The sequence below is a fragment of the Mycobacterium shottsii genome (genome assembly GCF_010728525.1).
Lineage (GTDB): Bacteria > Actinomycetota > Actinomycetes > Mycobacteriales > Mycobacteriaceae > Mycobacterium > Mycobacterium marinum.
The window spans coordinates 1939507-1955943 of sequence record NZ_AP022572.1; the positions used below are offsets into that span (position 1 = coordinate 1939507).

Below are 16437 nucleotides of genomic sequence, written 5' to 3' on the forward strand. Positions count from 1 at the left end.
CCTGTCTGCTAATTGCGGACGCGGTGGTAGGTGATGATGGCGGCCAGGGTGGCACCGCCGAGGTAGGTCAGGGCGTATTTGTCGTAGCAGGTGGCGACCGCGCGCCAGTGTTTGAGCCGGTTGAAGCTTCGCTCGACGGTGTTGCGGTGCTTGTAGATTCGGCCTGAGAACCCCGGAGGCCGTCCTCTGTTGCGGCCTTTGGCTTTGCGGCGGGTGATCTGGTCGCTGCGCTCGGGGATGGTATGGGCGATCTTGAGCCGGCGCAGCTGTGCCCGCGTCGAGTCATAGGAGTACGCCTTGTCCGCCAGCAGGCGATACGGGGCGTATGAGTTGCTGCACCGGGCGGCCAGCAATGGCCAAAGCATCGGATTATCACCGGCTTGACCGGCCGACAGTGCCAGGGTGACCGGACTGCACAGCTGGTCGGTCAAGGCGTGGATCTTGGTAGTCAGCCCGCCGCGGGAACGCCCAATGGCGTGGTCATCGGGCTCATCGAGATATTTCTTGTAATTCGACAGATCCCCCTGTGCGGCGCCCGGAGCGCGCTCCGGCTGCGTGTTGGTGGGCGCGCACACTGGTCGAATCGACCGACAACAGTGCGCCCAGGTCGGCGTCCTCGGCGTCGAGGTCAGAGGCGATCGCCGCGAAGATCCGCGCGTAGATGCCATCGACCGACCAGCGTAGATGCCTCTCGGCCACCGATTGCCAGGGACCGAAGTGCTCGGGCAGGTCACGCCACGGAGATCCCGCACGGTAACGCCAGATAATGCCCTCCAGAGTACGTCGATGATCGTTCCACGGCCGGCCACGCCGCCGCCCCGCAGGCAACACCGCCACGATCAGCGACCACAAATCATCAGAAATCGCATGCGTCCGCATCACCCAAACAGCATCAGCCAAAACACCATTCACATTAAGCAGACACGCCCTAGGTGCGCGAGCGTGCGTGCCTGTGCGCGACACGCCGTTCGCTTGTGCACAATTGCGCACGCTCGCGCCACCGCTCTAGCCGGTGCGTCCGCGTTGGGTTCGGTATCGACGTACCAACGCGTCGGTGGAGCTGTCCGACTGCCGCTGCGGTGAGCCATCGCTGGTGATCACCGGAAGCAACGCCTTTGCCTGAGTCTTGCCCAGTTCCACGCCCCACTGATCGAACGAATCGATACCCCACACCACGCCTTCGATGAACACCTGATGTTCGTAGAGGGCGATCAGCTGTCCCAACACCGACGGCGTAAGCCGTTTGGCCAGAATGGAAGTCGACGGCCGGTTGCCGGGCATCACCTTGTGCGGCACCACCGCGGCGGGGGTGCCCTCGGCGGCGATCTCCTCGGCGGTCTTGCCGAACGCCAGCACCTGGGTCTGGGCGAAGAAGTTGCTCATCAACAGGTCGTGCATGCTGCCGGTGCCCTCGACGGTCGGCAGGTCATCGATGGGCTGGCTGAAACCGATGAAGTCAGCCGGTACCAGCCGGGTGCCTTGATGCAGCAACTGGTAAAAGGCGTGTTGACCGTTGGTCCCTGGCTCGCCCCAATAGATTTCACCAGTATCGGCGGTGACCGCTGTACCGTCGGCGCGGGTCGATTTTCCGTTGGACTCCATGGTCAACTGCTGCAGATAGGCGGCGAATCGCGCCAGGTCATTGGAGTAGGGCAACACGGCGCGCGACTGCGCGCCCAGGAAGTTGGAGTACCAAAGCCCGATAAGCCCAAGCAGCGCGGGCGCGTTGGACTCTAGCGGAGCGGTCCTGAAATGCTCGTCGACGATGTGGAATCCGGATAGGAAGTCGGCGAAGGCCTCCCGGCCGATCGCGGCCATCACCGAGAGTCCGATCGCGGAGTCGACCGAATAGCGTCCACCGACCCAGTCCCAGAATCGGAACATGTTGTCGGTGTTGATCCCGAAGTCGTCGACCAGACGCCGGTTGGTGGAGACCGCAACGAAGTGTTGCGACACCGCCGCATCGCCGAGTGCGTCGGTTAGCCAACGCCGTGCGGCGGTCGCGTTGGTCAGCGTCTCGAGGGTGGAAAACGTCTTCGACGCGACAATGAAAAGTGTTGTGGCCGGGTCCAAGTTGGCCAGCGTGGCGATGAGGTCGGCCGGGTCTACGTTGGAGACGAAACGGGCTGAAATCCCGGCGTCGGCGTAGTGGCGCAGCGCTTGGTAGACCATGACCGGGCCCAGATCTGATCCGCCGATGCCGATGTTGACGACGGTGCTGATCCGCTTCCCGGTGGCGCCGGTCCACTCCCCACTGCGCAACCGGTCGGTGAAGTCGCCCATCGCGTCCAGCACCGCGTGCACGTCCTCGACCACGTTGCGGCCATCGACGATCAACTCGGCGTCACGGGGCAGCCGCAGCGCCGTATGCAGAACCGCCCGGTCCTCTGAGGTGTTGATGTGGGAACCCGCGAACATCTGGTCACGGTGTGCTTCCAGATTCGCCGTACGCGCCAGATTGACCAGCAAACTTATTGTGTCGCGAGTGATCCGGTGCTTGCTGTAGTCGATGTAGAGGTCGCCGACGGTGACCGTGAGATCGTGGCCGCGATTGGGATCGTCGGCGAAGATCTGCCGAAGGTGGGTTTCTCCGATCTGATCGTGATGCTTGCGCAGGGCTTCCCACGCCGGGGTGGCGGTGATGTCAGGGATTGATTGCTCGGAGGTCATGGTTCGACCCTAATGCGGTCGGGTTCGTGCTAGTAGGGGCGTCTAGCCCGCGCCCAGCACACGTCGCAGATCCGGCAGCATGGCCTGCAACTGCGCGCCCCAGTACTGCCACGTGTGTAGCCCGTTGTCGGGAAAATTGAATACGCCGTTGTAGCCGCCGGCCGCTTTGTATTTGCTCTGGAATGCCTTGTTGCTCACTCGGGTCGCGTTTTCCAGCAGGCTGGCCCCGGGCTTGTCCCCGCCCAGTTCTGCCGAGGGGGTGCCGTTGCCGGAATAGACCCAGATGCGGGTGTTGTTGGCGACCAGCTTTGCGGCATTGACCGTCGGATCGTTTTGCGCCCATGCGGGATCCTCCGCAGGGCCCCACCTAGCATCGGAGTGAAAGCCACCCGCACCCAGTTGCGCGACACTGACCAGCGACGGCCACTTGCCCGCGGACAAGTTCAGAAAGCCCGACATGGACGAGGCGTAGACGAAGTTGCTGGGGTGGCGGGCCGCCAGGATCAGCGACGCGGATCCGGCCATCGACGCGCCCACCACCGCGTTGGCCATCTGGCTGACGCCTTTGTTGTTCTCCAGCCAGGCGGGCAGTTCCTCGGTGAGGAACGTTTCCCACTTGTAGGTCCAGGTGCCGCCGTTGCCGACCGCAGGCCGGTACCAGTTGGAGTAGAAGCTGGCCATTCCACCCGTGGGCATCACGACGGACAATCCCGACTGATCGAACCAGTCGAACACCGGGGTGTTGATGTCCCAGCCGTTGTAGTCGTCGTGGGCGAGCATGCCGTCGAGCAAGTACACCGCGTGTGGGCCGCCGCGCTGGAACTCCACCTTCACCTGGCGGTGCATCGCCGGCGACGGGACGGTCAGATACTCGATGGGTTGACCGTGACGCGACCACGCGGAAGAGGTTGCCGAAGTCGAGGACAGCGCGACGAGCAGGACTAGGGCGTGTCTGCTTAATGTGAATGGTGTTTTGGCTGATGCTGTTTGGGTGATGCGGACGCATGCGATTTCTGATGATTTGTGGTCGCTGATCGTGGCGGTGTTGCCTGCGGGGCGGCGGCGTGGCCGGCCGTGGAACGATCATCGACGTACTCTGGAGGGCATTATCTGGCGTTACCGTACGGGATCTCCGTGGTGTGACCTGCCCGAGCACTTCGGTCCCTGGCAATCGGTGGCCGAGAGGCATCTACGCTGGTCGGTCGATGGCATCTACGCGCGGATCTTCGCGGCGATCGCCTCTGACCTCGACGCCGAGGACGCCGACCTGGGCGCACTGTTGTCGGTCGATTCGACCAGTGTGCGCGCCCACCGACACGCAGCCGCGCGCTCCGGGCGCCGCACAGGGGATCTGTCGAATTACAAGAAATATCTCGATGAGCCCGATGACCACGCCATTGGGCGTTCCCGCGGCGGGCTGACTACCAAGATCCACGCCTTGACCGACCAGCTGTGCAGTCCGGTCACCCTGGCACTGTCGGCCGGTCAAGCCGGTGATAATCCGATGCTTTGGCCATTGCTGGCCGCCCGGTGCAGCAACTCATACGCCCCGTATCGCCTGCTGGCGGACAAGGCGTACTCCTATGACTCGACGCGGGCACAGCTGCGCCGGCTCAAGATCGCCCATACCATCCCCGAGCGCAGCGACCAGATCACCCGCCGCAAAGCCAAAGGCCGCAACAGAGGACGGCCTCCGGGGTTCTCAGGCCGAATTTACAAGCACCGTAACACCGTCGAGCGAAGCTTCAACCGGCTCAAACACTGGCGCGCGGTCGCCACCTGCTACGACAAATACGCCCTGACCTACCTCGGCGGTGTCACCCTGGCCGCCATCATCACCTACCACCGCGTCCGCAATTAGCAGACAGGACCTAGCAGGGCGGCCGCGGACATCCACGTCAGACGGCGCGCCCGTGAAATCCCAGCCGGCTTTGCTACATCCATTTCGGCGGAAATGTACCGCAGCATTGCCGCAATCCGCGGCAATGAGCCGCGTTAGTGACCGTTTAGTGGCCGAGTCGACCTCTACCCAACCGCAAAAGCAGAATTGCCAGGTCTTTACCCTCGGGTCCCAGCTCGCTGTAGCGCTCGATGACCTTCATCTCGCGGTTGTGCACCAGTCGGGTTCCGCCGGAGGCCATCCGGGCCTTGCCGATCGCCTGAGACACCTCGGCGCGCCGCCTGACCGCGGCCAGGATCTCGCGGTCCAACCGGTCGATCTCTTCGCGCAGCTCGTCAATGCTGGGGCGATTTTCAGTGTCGATTGTTTCGGTGTTCATTTCTAACTCCGCGTTCTCGTGAGGTGGGGGTTCTGGTCTCATCCGGCATCAGGCCTCACGCGAGAGACGAGCCCCGATCGCCGAAGCGGACCACGGGGCTCTGCGAAAGCAGCTACGCCTCGGGTACCGCTGGCGGGTACCCGTAGAAAAATCGACGCTGCGTGTTGAGCACCAGAAGAGTGTGCCATTAACGGCCGCACCTGCGCAAAAGGGCGGCAAGCATCACGAGAAATGCCCGTGAAGCGTCCTCGGTGGATCACGTAAAAATGCCCGCGAAACGGTCGATCCTCAGCAGGCATGGGAAGTGGGCTGTCGATGTCGTCTCGGGCCGAGATCACCGCGAAGTTCGCCAGGGCGTATGTGGGGGCGCCGAAGGCGGACAAGGGGCAGATTCTGGATCAGGTGGTGGCGGTCACCGGCTGGTCGCGTGACAACGCCCGGCGGCGGTTGAGGGCGGCGGCCGCGCCGCCGGGAGCGGGTCGGCAGGTCGCCAAACGGACTCGCCGGCAACGCAATCCGAAGTACTCCTAGGATGCGCTCAAGGTGTTGCAGAAGGTGTGGGCGGCCTCAGGCGGGCAGTGCGGCCGGTATCTGGCCGCTTCCATGGCACTTCAGTTGGATGCTCTAGAACGCCACGGCGAACTGGTGGACGGCCGTGACCGTTACGGCCCGGCGGTGCGTGCCGAGCTGTTGGCGATGAGCAGCGCCACGATCGACCGCTACCTGCGCGGCGCCAAGGCCCGCGACCAGATCTCGGGTGTGTCGACGACGAAACCCTCCCGCTGCTGCGGTCCTCGATCACCATCTGCAAAGCAGGCGATGAGGCCGAAGAATCTCCGGGGTTCTTCGAAGGCGACACCGTGGCGCACTGCGGCCCGACACTGAAAGGTGAGTTCGCCCGCACGGTCAACCTCACCGACATGCACATCGGCTGGGTGTTCACCCGCACGGTGCGCAACAACGCCCACCCCCACATCCTGGGCGCCCTCAAAACCGGAATTACTAAAATCCCTATAAGGTAACGGGTTTGGACTTCGACAACGGCACCGAATTCCTCAATAAGGCGGTCATCAAGTGGGCCGCGGACATGGAGATCTTCTTCACCCGCTCACGGCCCTACAAGAAGAACGACCAGGCCACCATCGAGTCCAAAAACAACCACCTCGTGCGTCGCTACGGGTTCTACTACCGCTACGACACCGACGAAGAACGCGCCGTGCTCAACCGGCTGTGGCACCTGGTCAACGACCGGCTCAACTACCTGACCCCCACCATCAAACCCATCAGCTACGGCTGCAGCCGCGACGGTCACCGCCGCCGGCTCTACGACAAGCCCCAGACCCCCCTGGACCGGCTGCTGGCCGCCGGAGTCCTCTCAGCGGCCCAACAAACAGAGCTGCTCACCTACCGCAACAGCCTCAACCCCGCCGCGATCGCCCACCAGATCGCCGACCTGCAAGCCGCCCTGCTCAGACTCGCCAAAGACAAGACCGAACAGCTCTACCTCGCCGCCATACCCGCCGCTCTACCCGCCCTCAAAGCCGGCATCCGCATCAAAAGCAAGACCACCACCTGACCCCGATTTCGCGGGCATTCCTTACCTGATGCATGAACCAGGTTTCGCAGGCATCTTGACTTGATGCATCACGTAGTGTCCGATATCGGCTACTATTCTCATCTGCCGGGTGTCCACCGTCACAGGTCAAACCCCAAGTGAGACAAGTCGCTTCGGGTACCTAAGGTTGCTTTGGGTACCTATAGTTCGCGGTAGGTAGTGTGCGACGCGGCTCTTGGGATGGGCCGCTGAGGGGAGAGGACTCGATGACGGCGATTATCTGGATGGCCTCGCCGCCGGAGGTGCACTCGGGCTTGCTCAGCAGTGGCCCGGGCGCCGGTCCGATGCTGGCGTCTGCTGCCGCATGGAAGTCGTTGAGCGGCGAGTACGCCTCTGCCGCAGCGGAGCTCGCTGGCATGGTGGGTGCGGTTCCCCAGGTGTGGTGGGGCCCGGCCGAGCAGAGTTATGCTGCTGCCAATGAGCGCTATCTTGCGTGGTTGACCCAGGTCAGCGCGGATTACGCGCGCCAGGCCGCCCTGGTCGACGTGGTGGTGGCTGCGTACGGCGCTGCGGTGGCGGCCATGCCGAGTTTGGTCGAACTGGCGGCAAACCACACCGTTCACGCGGTGCTGTCGGCGACGAATTTCTTCGGGGTCAATACGATCCCGATTGCCGTGAACGAGATGGACTATGTGCGGATGTGGGTCCAAGCGGCCGCCGTGATGGGCACCTACCAAATGATTACGCAGGGGGAGTTGCTAGCGGCGCCAAACATTGCCCCAGCCCCGTGGATACTTGTACCCGGCGGTGAAGCAGCCGCGGTCGTCGGCCCCGCGGCCTCGGCAGCTGCCGCGACACCACCGCTTGCGGCGCTGATCGCATTGATCCTTGCTGCGATAGAGACTCCCAGCATTGCCACCGTCCTTGCGGCGCTGGTGGCCATAGTTGCATTTCCAGTGCAAGCGGTCGTATTTTTCTTCAGCACTCTTCTCGGTCAATTCTTTTCGTGGATTCCCGTAATTTCGTTGTCGTATGCCCAAATCATCATCGGGTACTTTGTCGGATTTCTCGCGGCAGCTCCGGTGCTCACTTCTGGCGCCGAGATTGCGGTGCCGGTGAGCGTGCCGCTCGGTGTGGGGCGCCACCTCTATGACGTGCAGATGGCGAATGCCGACCTCGCCGAGGGCGAACGGGTTGCGGAGAGATCCAGGGAGGTGCTGGTCAGCGCGCATCACGCGATAGCGCCCCAACCGCTGTCCGATTCGGCATCGACGGTGGCTTCGGTGGATGTGCCGGCGGTGGCGGCAAGTGATCAGGGTGCCGCCCCGTGGGGATTTGTCAGCACCGCCAGCAAGGGGATCGTGGCGCAGCCGAGCGGACTTACCACGTTGGCTGGCGCCGAGGTTGGCGATGGCCCGGCAATGCCGATGCTGCCGGCCACTTGGGGGCCGGCATTGGCTACCGTCGCGGGCTGAGGCGCGGCGGGTGCGAGGGCGCTCGCGACTTGGGTTAGCCAGGGTCGCATCCCGGTAGGGACGACGCGGCGCGGCCGGGCGGTCGGCGTTGCTGGTCGGCGCCTTCGGTGGCGGGGCCAAAGGCCCCTGCCTGGTGGGCGCGGATTCAGTTATCGTGAGTCATGCGCGCTCACTGAGTCGCAGGTGAGCGCACCGCGAAGGTATTGCTGGTGGCAACGATGAGGACTGCGAATGAGATAGCCGCAGCACGGCTTTCGATGCCGGCGCTGCGTGCCCTGCGGGACCGGTTCGTTGCCGGTCGGGTCGATTCGACATATCTGGATTCCACTCCGGTGCGGCGTATCGTCGCCGACAGCTGGCGGCGCAGCCTGGCCACCGGCGTGGACCCGGACCGCGGTGGTGGGCAGATCGCGCAGCTCTCCGACACCGTGGAGCGGCTGCGCAGTGCGCACTCACTGGCGCCCGTGCTTCCCCTCATTCGTCGCCTGCTGATCGATGATGCTGCCGACTCGGGCGTTATTGTCGCGGTGACGTCCGCCGACGGCACCCTGCTGTGGGTGAACGGTGACCGCCGCGCCTGTCGAAAAGCCGAGTCGATGGACTTCGTGCCCGGGGCCGACTGGAGTGAGCGCGGCTCCGGCACAAACGCACCCGGAACCGCGCTGGCGCTGGATCGAGAGCTTCAGATTCGCGGATCAGAACACTTCTCCCGCTTGGTGCAACCGTGGAACTGCATCGCGGTGCCGGTACACGACCCGTCGACCGGTGCGCTGATCAGGGCCATCGACCTCACCGGCGGCGAAAGCGTCGCCTCACCCCAGACGTTGGCGTTGTTGCGGGCCACCGGCGTCGCCGTGGAAAGCCAGCTGGCCCTGCTGCGCAGCGGCGCTGTGCAGCCGCAGCTGGCGCGACAGGCGCAACTGTCGGTGCTGGGTGCGCAGCGACCCACCTGGCGGGTCGCGGGGATGGGCCCGACGATGTTGACCGGTCGTGACGCCGACATCCTGGTCCTGCTCGACCGGCACCCCGAGGGGCTCAGCGCCGATCACCTCGCCGTGCTGCTCGATGACCGCGAACTCGATGTCGTGACTATTCGCGCGGAGATGTCACGGCTGCGTCGCGTGGTGGGGGAGCATCTGATCGCCTCGCGTCCCTACCGGCTCACCCAACCCATCGCCACCGATGTCGGCGATGTCTTCGACGCCGTGCGTCGCGGCGACCTGGCGCAGGCGCTGCGCCACTACGCCAGTGCGTTGCTGCCGCAATCGGTGTCCCCGGGCATCGCGCGGGTGCGCACCGAGCTCAGCAACACCTTGCGGGCCGCCGTTGTCGCATCCAACGATGCCGATCTCCTGGCGAATTGGCTCAGACTGCCGGAGGCGCGCGATGACCGGCAAGGCTGGCGAATGCTCTACGACCGCTCGCCGGCCGGCTCGCCACGGCGGGCGCAGGCCCAGGGCCACCTGGCTGGCCTGGACTTCGATCTGGCCTGAGGTTTCGCCGTTGCGGGGGCGTGCAACGGTGCTGCAACCCTCGCGTTCCTAGATTTATGACGACCGACACATTTTCGGGGTGGCACAAACTCCATACAGCCCCATCAAGCCAGGTTAAGGCAGGTGAAACCATGACCGTGTTCGCACGTCCGGGCGCACACAGTTCATTGATGACTTTCGAGTCCCGCTACGGCAACTTCATCGGCGGCGAGTGAGTCGCGCCGGCCGCAGGCGAGTACTTCGAGGACCTAACCCCGGTAACCGGCGCTCCATTCTGCGAGGTTCCCCGCTCCGCCGATGTCGATGTCGAAAAAGCACTCGACGCGGCCCACGCCGCGGCGCCCGCCTGGGGCAAGGCCGCACCCGCTGAGCGGGCAGCGATTCTGCACAAGATCGCCGATCGGATGGAGGCGAACCTCGAAGCGCTCGCGCTGGCCGAGTCCTGGGACAACGGCAAGCCGATCCGCGAGACGCTCAACGCCGACATTCCGCTGGCGATCGACCACTTCCGGTACTTCGCCGGGGCCATCCGCGCCCAGGAAGGCTCGCTGAGCCAAATCGACTCCGACACCGTGGCCTATCACTTCCATGAACCGCTGGGCGTGGTGGGCCAGATCATCCCGTGGAACTTCCCGCTGTTGATGGCCACCTGGAAGCTGGCCCCCGCCCTGGCCGCCGGCAACGCCGTTGTGCTCAAGCCCGCCGAGCAGACCCCGGCCTCGATCCTGTATCTGATGAGTCTGATCGGTGACCTGCTACCCGCCGGTGTGGTCAACGTGGTCAACGGATTTGGGGTCGAGGCCGGCAAGCCGCTGGCATCGAGCAACCGAATCGCCAAGATCGCCTTCACCGGCGAGACCACCACCGGACGGCTGATCATGCAATATGCCAGCCAGAACCTGATCCCGGTGACGCTGGAGCTGGGCGGCAAGAGCGCCAACATCTTCTTCTCCGACGTGCTGGCCGCCCACGACGACTACCAGGACAAGGCGCTGGAGGGCTTCACCATGTTCGCCCTCAACCAGGGCGAGGTGTGCACCTGCCCGTCCCACGGCCTGATTCAGGCCGACATCTACGACCGGTTCCTGGAACTGGCGGCGATCCGCACCAAGGCCGTGCGCCAGGGGGATCCACTCGACACCGAGACCATGATCGGCGCGCAGGCCTCCAACGACCAGCTGCAAAAGATCTTGTCCTACATCGAGATCGGCAAAGAGGAGGGTGCGCGGGTAGTCACCGGGGGTGAGCGCTGCGAACTGGGCGGCGACCTCAACGGCGGCTACTACGTGCAGCCACCATCTTCGAGGGCACCAACAACATGCGCATCTTCCAGGAGGAGATCTTCGGCCCGGTGGTCTCGGTCACCTCGTTCACCGATTACGACGACGCGATCCGCATCGCCAACGACACCCTCTACGGGCTGGGCGCGTGTGTGTGGAGCCGTGACGGCAACACCGCCTATCGGGCCGGGCGTGACATCAAGGCCGGCCGCGTCTGGACGAACTGCTACCACGCCTATCCCGCCCACGCGGCGTTCGGCGGCTACAAGCAGTCCGGCATCGGACGCGAGAACCACAAGATGATGCTCGACCACTACCAGCAGACCAAGAACCTGCTGGTGTCCTACGGCAGCAAGGCCCAGGGCTTCTTCTGATCGCGTTCTAAAAAGACCCACCAACAAGACCGTCAACGATTGGAACCGTCATGACCCAGACACTGGCTAACCCAGGTGCAACGCAGGCGACCGAAACCCTGCGCGCGGCGGTCGTTACCGGATTCGGCGAGCCGTTGCAGATCAAGGAACTCGCGTTGCCCACCCCGGGCTACGGTGAGGCACTTGTCAAACTCGAGACCTCGGGTGTGTGCCACACCGATCTGCATGCGGCACATGGAGATTGGCCGGTCAAGCCGGCCCCGCCGTTCGTTCCCGGGCATGAAGGCTGCGGCACCGTGGTCGCGCTCGGGGACGGCGTCACCGACCTGAAGGTCGGCGACAAGGTGGGCAATGCCTGGCTGTGGTCGGCGTGCGGCAGCTGCGAACAGTGCCGTACCGGATGGGAAACGCTGTGCGAAAACCAGCGCAACGGCGGCTACACCGTCAACGGCAGCTTCGGCACCCACATGCTGGTCAACGCCGACTACGCGGCACGCATCCCCGACGGTGCCGACCCGCTCGAGGTCGCGCCGATCCTGTGCGCCGGTGTCACCGTCTACGACTACGCGGCACGCATCCCCGACGGTGCCGACCCGCTCGAGGTCGCGCCGATCCTGTGCGCCGGTGTCACCGTCTACAAGGGGCTCAAGGTGACCGACACCCGGCCGGGCCAGTGGGTCGCCATTTCAGGAATCGGCGGGCTCGGCCATGTTGCCGTGCAGTACGCCCGCGCGATGGGGTTGCGGGTGGTGGCCATCGACATCGATGACGACAAGCTCGCGCTGGCCGCCCGGCTGGGCGCCGAACTGGTGGTCAATGCCTGTACCAGCGATGTCGTCGCGCAGGTGCAAGAAGCCACCGGCGGGGTGCACGGCGTCCTGGTCACCGCCGTGCATCCGCAGGCGTTTGGGCAGGCCATCGGGCTGGCGCGGCGCGGCGGAACGATCGTGTTCAACGGGCTACCCCCGGGGGACTTCCCGGCGCCGATCTTCGACATCGTGCTCAAGGGCCTGACGATTCGCGGTTCGATTGTCGGCACCCGCCAGGACATGGCCGAGGCGCTGGACTTCTACGCCCGCGGTTTGATTCACCCCACGGTGGAAGGCGCCCTGCTCGAAGACATCAACCACGTCTTCGAGCGCATGGAGCGCGGCCAGATCGACGGCCGCGTCGTCATCGACTACCGGTAGCGAAGCCTGACCCCGGCCGCCCGCAATTCAAGTGCGGCCAGGCCGCGGATGATGGCCGGATCCTCGCGGTGCCAGCCACCAACCGGATCCGCGCTGACGGCCGCCAGTTTGGCCGCTGGACGGTTGGTCAACGCCCGAAGGGCCAGCAGCTGCTGACCCGCCGCCGTGGCGGCCAGGGCCGTCACGGTCCACTTGCGCCGGAAGAACCGCAACCGTAGGAACAACCACGGCATGGCCACGGCCAGGATCGGCGTGGCGGCCTCCGCGAGTGCGAGCACGATCGCCAGCCAGCTCGCCGTGGAATCCAGATTGTGTCCGGCCTCGGCGATGCCGAGTGCGGCGTCGGCCGCGGCGGCAATCGGCTTGCTGACCGCATCGCCCACCAACGGGATGTGCTGGGCGCCGTGCCCCGCCGAGGCCAAGTTGCCCGCGACCCCTTGCGAGCCGGTCTCGATCTGGTGCCCCGCTTCGGCGATCGCCGAGATGGCGCGGTGCACGGCGATGCCGACGAATACCCACAACGTGGTCCAGACGGCCACGGTGATATCGCTGAACAATTGGATCGCCAACCGGAGCGGCCTGGTGGAGTAGGGCAAGAACCGCGATTTCATACCACTGATACCAGCACAGCTCCCGGCAGAATGGGGCGGTCTGGTTGCCCGATAGGCTGGCCCGATGCGCCCCCAATTGTCCGACTACCAGCACCTGGCCAGCGGCAAGGTTCGCGAGCTTTACCGCGTGGACGACGAGCATCTGCTGCTGGTCGCTTCCGACCGGATCTCGGCCTACGACTACGTGCTCGACAGCATGATCCCGGACAAGGGCCGCATCCTGACCGCGATGAGCGTGTTTTTCTTCGGCCTGGTCGACGCCCCCAACCACCTGGCCGGCCCCCCGGACGACCCGCGGATCCCCGACGAGGTGCTTGGTCGCGCGCTGGTGGTGCGCCAGCTGGAGATGCTTCCGGTGGAATGCGTGGCCCGCGGCTACCTGACCGGGTCAGGGCTGCTGGACTACCAGGCGAGTGGGAAGGTCTGCGGTATCGCCCTGCCGCCTGGCCTGGTCGAGGCCAGCAAGTTCGCCGAGCCACTGTTCACCCCGGCCACCAAGGCCGAGCTGGGTGACCACGATGAAAACATTTCCTTCGCCCAAGTGATCGAGACGGTTGGTGGGGTACGCGCCAACCAGCTGCGCGACCGCACCCTGCAGATCTACGTCAAGGCCGCCGACCACGCCCTGACCAGAGGAATCATCATCGCCGACACCAAGTTCGAATTCGGCGCCGACCGCGACGGTAACCTGCTGCTGGCCGATGAGATCTTCACCCCCGATTCGTCGCGGTACTGGCCCGCCGATGAGTACCGGGCCGGGGTGGTCCAGAACAGCTTCGACAAGCAATTCGTCCGCAACTGGCTCACCAGTGCGGAATCCGGTTGGGACCGCGGCGGTGATCAGCCGCCACCCCCGTTGCCGGATCACATCATCGAAGCCACACGGGAGCGCTACATCGAAGCCTACGAACGAATTTCGGGTCTCAGTTTCGGCGAATGGATCGGGCCGGGCGCATGACCGATCACACCCTTCCCCCCGTCGCCAAGCGCGTCGAGACTCGCCGGGAGCACCACGGCGACGTCTTTGTGGACCCCTACGAGTGGCTGCGCGACAAGGACAGCGTCGAAGTCATCGCACATCTCGAGGCCGAAAACACCTATACCGATCAGACCACTGCGCATCTCGAGCCGTTGCGGCAGAAGATCTTCGATGAGATCAAAGCCCGCACCAAGGAAACGGATCTCTCGGTTCCGACGCGGCGCGGCAACTGGTGGTACTACGCCCGCACGTTCGAGGGAAGACAGTACGGCGTGCACTGTCGTTGCCCGGCCGCAGACCCGGACGACTGGAATCCGCCGCAATTCGACGAGCACACCGAGATACCGGGCGAACAGGTTCTGCTCGACGAGAACGAGGAAGCCGAAGGCCATGATTTCTTCGCCTTGGGCGCGGCCAGTGTCAGCCTGGACGACAACGTGCTGGCCTATTCGGTAGATGTGGTCGGCGACGAGCGTTACACCTTGCGGTTCAAGGACTTACGTACCGGTCAGCGCTACCCGGATGAAATCGCAGACATCGGCGCGGGCGCGACATGGGCCGCCGACCACCGCACCGTCTACTACATCACCGTTGACGCCGCCTGGCGCCCGGACACGGTGTGGCGCTACCGGCTCGGCTCACCCGGATCGTCGGAACGGGTCTACCACGAGCCCGACGAACGATTCTGGCTGGGCGTCGGACGTACCCGCAGCAACAAGTACATTTTCATCGCGGCGGGCTCCTCGGTGACCTCCGAGATGCGCTACGCGGATTCGGCCGACCCCAGCGCCCAATTCACCATCGTGCTGCCGCGCCGCGAGGGCGTCGAGTATTCGGTGGAACACGCCGTGATCGGTGGGCAGGACCGGTTCCTCATCCTGCACAACGACGGCGCGGTGAACTCCACCCTGGTGGAGGCACCCGTCGACGACCCGACCCGGCAACGCACCCTCATCCCGCATCGCGAGGACGTGCGCCTGGACGGCGTGGACGCCTTTGCCGCCCACCTGGTGGTCAGCTACCGGATCGAGGCGTTGCCCCGTATCCAGCTGTGGCCGCTGACCGCCGACGGTGATTACGGCGAGGTCGAAGACGTCATGTTCGACTCCGAGCTAGTGTCGGCCGGCCTGGGCGCCAATCCCAACTGGGATTCCCCCAAATTGCGGTTAGGCGCAGGATCTTTCATCACCCCGGTGCGCATCTACGACATCGACCTTCGCAGTGGTGAGCGCGCCTTGCTGCGAGAGCAGCCGGTGCTGGGTGGCTATCGTCGCGAAGACTATGTCGAGCGCCGTGACTGGGCTCATGCCGAAGACGGCACCCGTATCCCGATCTCGATCGTGTATCGCGGCGGCATCCAGCTTCCGGCGCCGGCAATGATCTACGGCTACGGCGCCTACGAGATATGTGAAGACCCAAGCTTTTCCATCGCGCGATTGTCACTGCTGGATCGGGGAATGGTGTTCGTCATCGCCCACGTTCGTGGCGGTGGCGAGATGGGTCGGTTGTGGTACGAACACGGAAAGTTGTTGCAGAAGAAGAACACCTTTACCGACTTCATCGCGGTGGCGGAGCATCTGGTGGAATCGGGCCTGACCCAGCCGGAACGTCTGGTGGCATTGGGGGGCAGCGCGGGAGGGCTGCTGATGGGTGCGGTGGCCAACATGGCTCCGGAACTCTTCGCCGGAATTCTTGCCCAGGTGCCCTTCGTGGATCCGCTGACCACGATTCTGGATCCGTCGCTACCGCTTACCGTCACCGAATGGGACGAGTGGGGAAACCCGCTGAGCGACAGCGAAGTCTATGCCTACATGAAGTCATACTCGCCGTATGAGAATGTCGCGGCCCGGCGGTATCCGGCCATCTTGGCGATGACTTCGCTCAACGATACCCGGGTGTACTTCGTGGAGCCGGCTAAATGGGTTGCCGCGCTTCGTCATGCCAACGGTGACGGCAATCAGGTGCTGCTGAAGACGCAGATGAACGCCGGGCACGGCGGTATCAGCGGGCGATACGAACGCTGGAAGGAAACCGCCTTCCAATACGCGTGGTTACTGGCAGCCGCCGGTTGCGACGATAGCGGCGGCGGCTAGGAATACGAGCTCCTCGGCGCTGCGCACAGATAACCGCGTCGTCATCGACTTGGGTGGGCTGGGCATCCGAGCGGCATAGATGTTGGCGGGGAACATCGCCAGCATCAGGATCAGCAAGCACAGCGCCGCTGCCACCCGGGTGGCCGGCAGCAGCAGGCCGGCGGCGCCCAGCAGTTCCAGCGCTCGGGTGATGGAGACCAATAGCCCGGGCGCCGGCAGCCGGGGCGGCACGATCGCGACGAGGTCGCCGCGTAGCGGCGGCGCGAAATGCGCGATGCCGGTCAGGGTGAACATTGCCGCCAGTCCGACCGCGATCGCGGCGGACCAGCTGTCCAGGTAAGCGACGCCGAGCTGGCCGATGATGCGGGCCACGATGCTGCCCAGCACCAGGGTGATCATCGGTGCCATCTGAGCCTCCCAACAATCTAGTCGATGACA

At 64.6% G+C, this 16437-nt stretch carries 15 protein-coding genes and 2 pseudogenes; 11 read left to right on the forward strand and 6 right to left on the reverse strand.

Annotated features, from left to right (window positions below):
* Window positions 1-8: 8 nt before the first annotated feature.
* The 3 genes and pseudogenes from G6N41_RS09135 to G6N41_RS09145 form a co-directional block, all read right to left on the reverse strand.
* Window positions 9-882 (reverse strand): annotated as a pseudogene (locus G6N41_RS09135) (IS5 family transposase).
* Between the two features lie 123 nt (window positions 883-1005).
* Complete coding sequence (gene pgi, locus G6N41_RS09140) at window positions 1006-2670, reverse strand: glucose-6-phosphate isomerase (RefSeq protein WP_198967177.1); 1665 nt, start codon at window positions 2668-2670, stop codon at window positions 1006-1008.
* 42 nt (window positions 2671-2712) lie between these two features.
* The gene (locus tag G6N41_RS09145; protein WP_198967796.1) at window positions 2713-3666 is read right to left on the reverse strand and encodes an esterase family protein; all 954 of its coding nucleotides are present in this window, start codon (window positions 3664-3666) and stop codon (window positions 2713-2715) included.
* Here G6N41_RS09145 and G6N41_RS09150 point away from each other — a divergent pair.
* Entirely contained in the window at window positions 3662-4531 is an 870-nt protein-coding gene (locus G6N41_RS09150) for an IS5 family transposase (protein WP_407663797.1), read from the forward strand. The genes G6N41_RS09145 and G6N41_RS09150 overlap by 5 nt on opposite strands.
* Before the next feature lie 145 nt (window positions 4532-4676).
* Here G6N41_RS09150 and G6N41_RS09155 read toward each other — a convergent pair whose 3' ends face one another.
* Window positions 4677-4991: a chorismate mutase gene (locus tag G6N41_RS09155; protein WP_198967178.1), complete on the reverse strand. Its 315-nt coding sequence runs from the start codon at window positions 4989-4991 to the stop codon at window positions 4677-4679.
* 273 nt (window positions 4992-5264) lie between these two features.
* On the opposite strand from G6N41_RS09155, the gene G6N41_RS09160 reads away from it, so the two are divergent.
* From G6N41_RS09160 to G6N41_RS09195, 8 genes and pseudogenes are all read left to right on the forward strand, one after another.
* A complete protein-coding gene (locus tag G6N41_RS09160; protein WP_198968062.1) occupies window positions 5265-5480 on the forward strand; it encodes a hypothetical protein in 216 nt (71 codons plus the stop codon).
* Window positions 5481-5552: 72 nt separating this feature from the next.
* Entirely contained in the window at window positions 5553-5834 is a 282-nt protein-coding gene (locus tag G6N41_RS09165; RefSeq protein ID WP_198965176.1) for a hypothetical protein, read from the forward strand.
* Entirely contained in the window at window positions 5810-5971 is a 162-nt protein-coding gene (locus G6N41_RS09170; protein ID WP_198913342.1) for a hypothetical protein, read from the forward strand. The genes G6N41_RS09165 and G6N41_RS09170 overlap by 25 nt, the downstream gene beginning before the upstream one ends.
* A 5-nt stretch (window positions 5972-5976) precedes the next feature.
* Entirely contained in the window at window positions 5977-6525 is a 549-nt protein-coding gene (locus tag G6N41_RS09175) for a hypothetical protein (protein WP_231608476.1), read from the forward strand.
* A gap of 245 nt (window positions 6526-6770) precedes the next feature.
* Window positions 6771-7979: a PPE family protein gene (locus G6N41_RS09180; protein ID WP_198967179.1), complete on the forward strand. Its 1209-nt coding sequence runs from the start codon at window positions 6771-6773 to the stop codon at window positions 7977-7979.
* Between the two features lie 257 nt (window positions 7980-8236).
* Entirely contained in the window at window positions 8237-9472 is a 1236-nt protein-coding gene (locus tag G6N41_RS09185; RefSeq protein WP_198967798.1) for a sigma-54-dependent transcriptional regulator family protein, read from the forward strand.
* Between the two features lie 131 nt (window positions 9473-9603).
* Window positions 9604-11126, forward strand: a pseudogene (adh, locus tag G6N41_RS09190) (aldehyde dehydrogenase).
* 50 nt (window positions 11127-11176) lie between these two features.
* Window positions 11177-12316, forward strand: a complete 1140-nt coding sequence (locus G6N41_RS09195; RefSeq protein ID WP_198967180.1) for a zinc-dependent alcohol dehydrogenase — start codon at window positions 11177-11179, stop codon at window positions 12314-12316.
* On the opposite strand, the gene G6N41_RS09200 is transcribed toward G6N41_RS09195, so the two are convergent.
* Complete coding sequence (locus tag G6N41_RS09200) at window positions 12307-12927, reverse strand: hypothetical protein (RefSeq protein WP_198967181.1); 621 nt, start codon at window positions 12925-12927, stop codon at window positions 12307-12309. The genes G6N41_RS09195 and G6N41_RS09200 overlap by 10 nt on opposite strands.
* Before the next feature lie 64 nt (window positions 12928-12991).
* Between G6N41_RS09200 and G6N41_RS09205 the strand changes: the two genes are divergently transcribed.
* A complete protein-coding gene (locus G6N41_RS09205; protein WP_020730737.1) occupies window positions 12992-13885 on the forward strand; it encodes a phosphoribosylaminoimidazolesuccinocarboxamide synthase in 894 nt (297 codons plus the stop codon).
* Window positions 13882-15999, forward strand: coding sequence for a S9 family peptidase (locus G6N41_RS09210; protein WP_198967182.1), 2118 nt, complete (start codon window positions 13882-13884; stop codon window positions 15997-15999). The genes G6N41_RS09205 and G6N41_RS09210 overlap by 4 nt, the downstream gene beginning before the upstream one ends.
* Here the strand turns inward: G6N41_RS09210 and G6N41_RS09215 are convergent.
* On the reverse strand, window positions 15958-16407 hold the full coding sequence (locus G6N41_RS09215) for a DoxX family protein (RefSeq protein WP_198967183.1): 450 nt from the start codon (window positions 16405-16407) through the stop codon (window positions 15958-15960). The genes G6N41_RS09210 and G6N41_RS09215 overlap by 42 nt on opposite strands.
* Between the last annotated feature and the right edge of the window lie 30 nt (window positions 16408-16437).

Bases quoted from the DNA above. Each gene is read 5' to 3' on its own strand.
- G6N41_RS09195 (WP_198967180.1), top strand. From the start codon at position 11,177: ATGACCCAGACACTGGCTAACCCAGGTGCAACGCAGGCGACCGAAACC.
- G6N41_RS09205 (WP_020730737.1), top strand. From the start codon at position 12,992: ATGCGCCCCCAATTGTCCGACTACCAGCACCTGGCCAGCGGCAAGGTT.
- pgi (WP_198967177.1), bottom strand. From the start codon at position 2,670: ATGACCTCCGAGCAATCAATCCCTGACATCACCGCCACCCCGGCGTGG.
- G6N41_RS09160 (WP_198968062.1), top strand. From the start codon at position 5,265: ATGTCGTCTCGGGCCGAGATCACCGCGAAGTTCGCCAGGGCGTATGTG.
- G6N41_RS09155 (WP_198967178.1), bottom strand. From the start codon at position 4,991: ATGAGACCAGAACCCCCACCTCACGAGAACGCGGAGTTAGAAATGAAC.
- G6N41_RS09180 (WP_198967179.1), top strand. From the start codon at position 6,771: ATGACGGCGATTATCTGGATGGCCTCGCCGCCGGAGGTGCACTCGGGC.
- G6N41_RS09215 (WP_198967183.1), bottom strand. From the start codon at position 16,407: ATGGCACCGATGATCACCCTGGTGCTGGGCAGCATCGTGGCCCGCATC.
- G6N41_RS09200 (WP_198967181.1), bottom strand. From the start codon at position 12,927: ATGAAATCGCGGTTCTTGCCCTACTCCACCAGGCCGCTCCGGTTGGCG.
- G6N41_RS09210 (WP_198967182.1), top strand. From the start codon at position 13,882: ATGACCGATCACACCCTTCCCCCCGTCGCCAAGCGCGTCGAGACTCGC.
- G6N41_RS09185 (WP_198967798.1), top strand. From the start codon at position 8,237: ATGCCGGCGCTGCGTGCCCTGCGGGACCGGTTCGTTGCCGGTCGGGTC.
- G6N41_RS09165 (WP_198965176.1), top strand. From the start codon at position 5,553: ATGGCACTTCAGTTGGATGCTCTAGAACGCCACGGCGAACTGGTGGAC.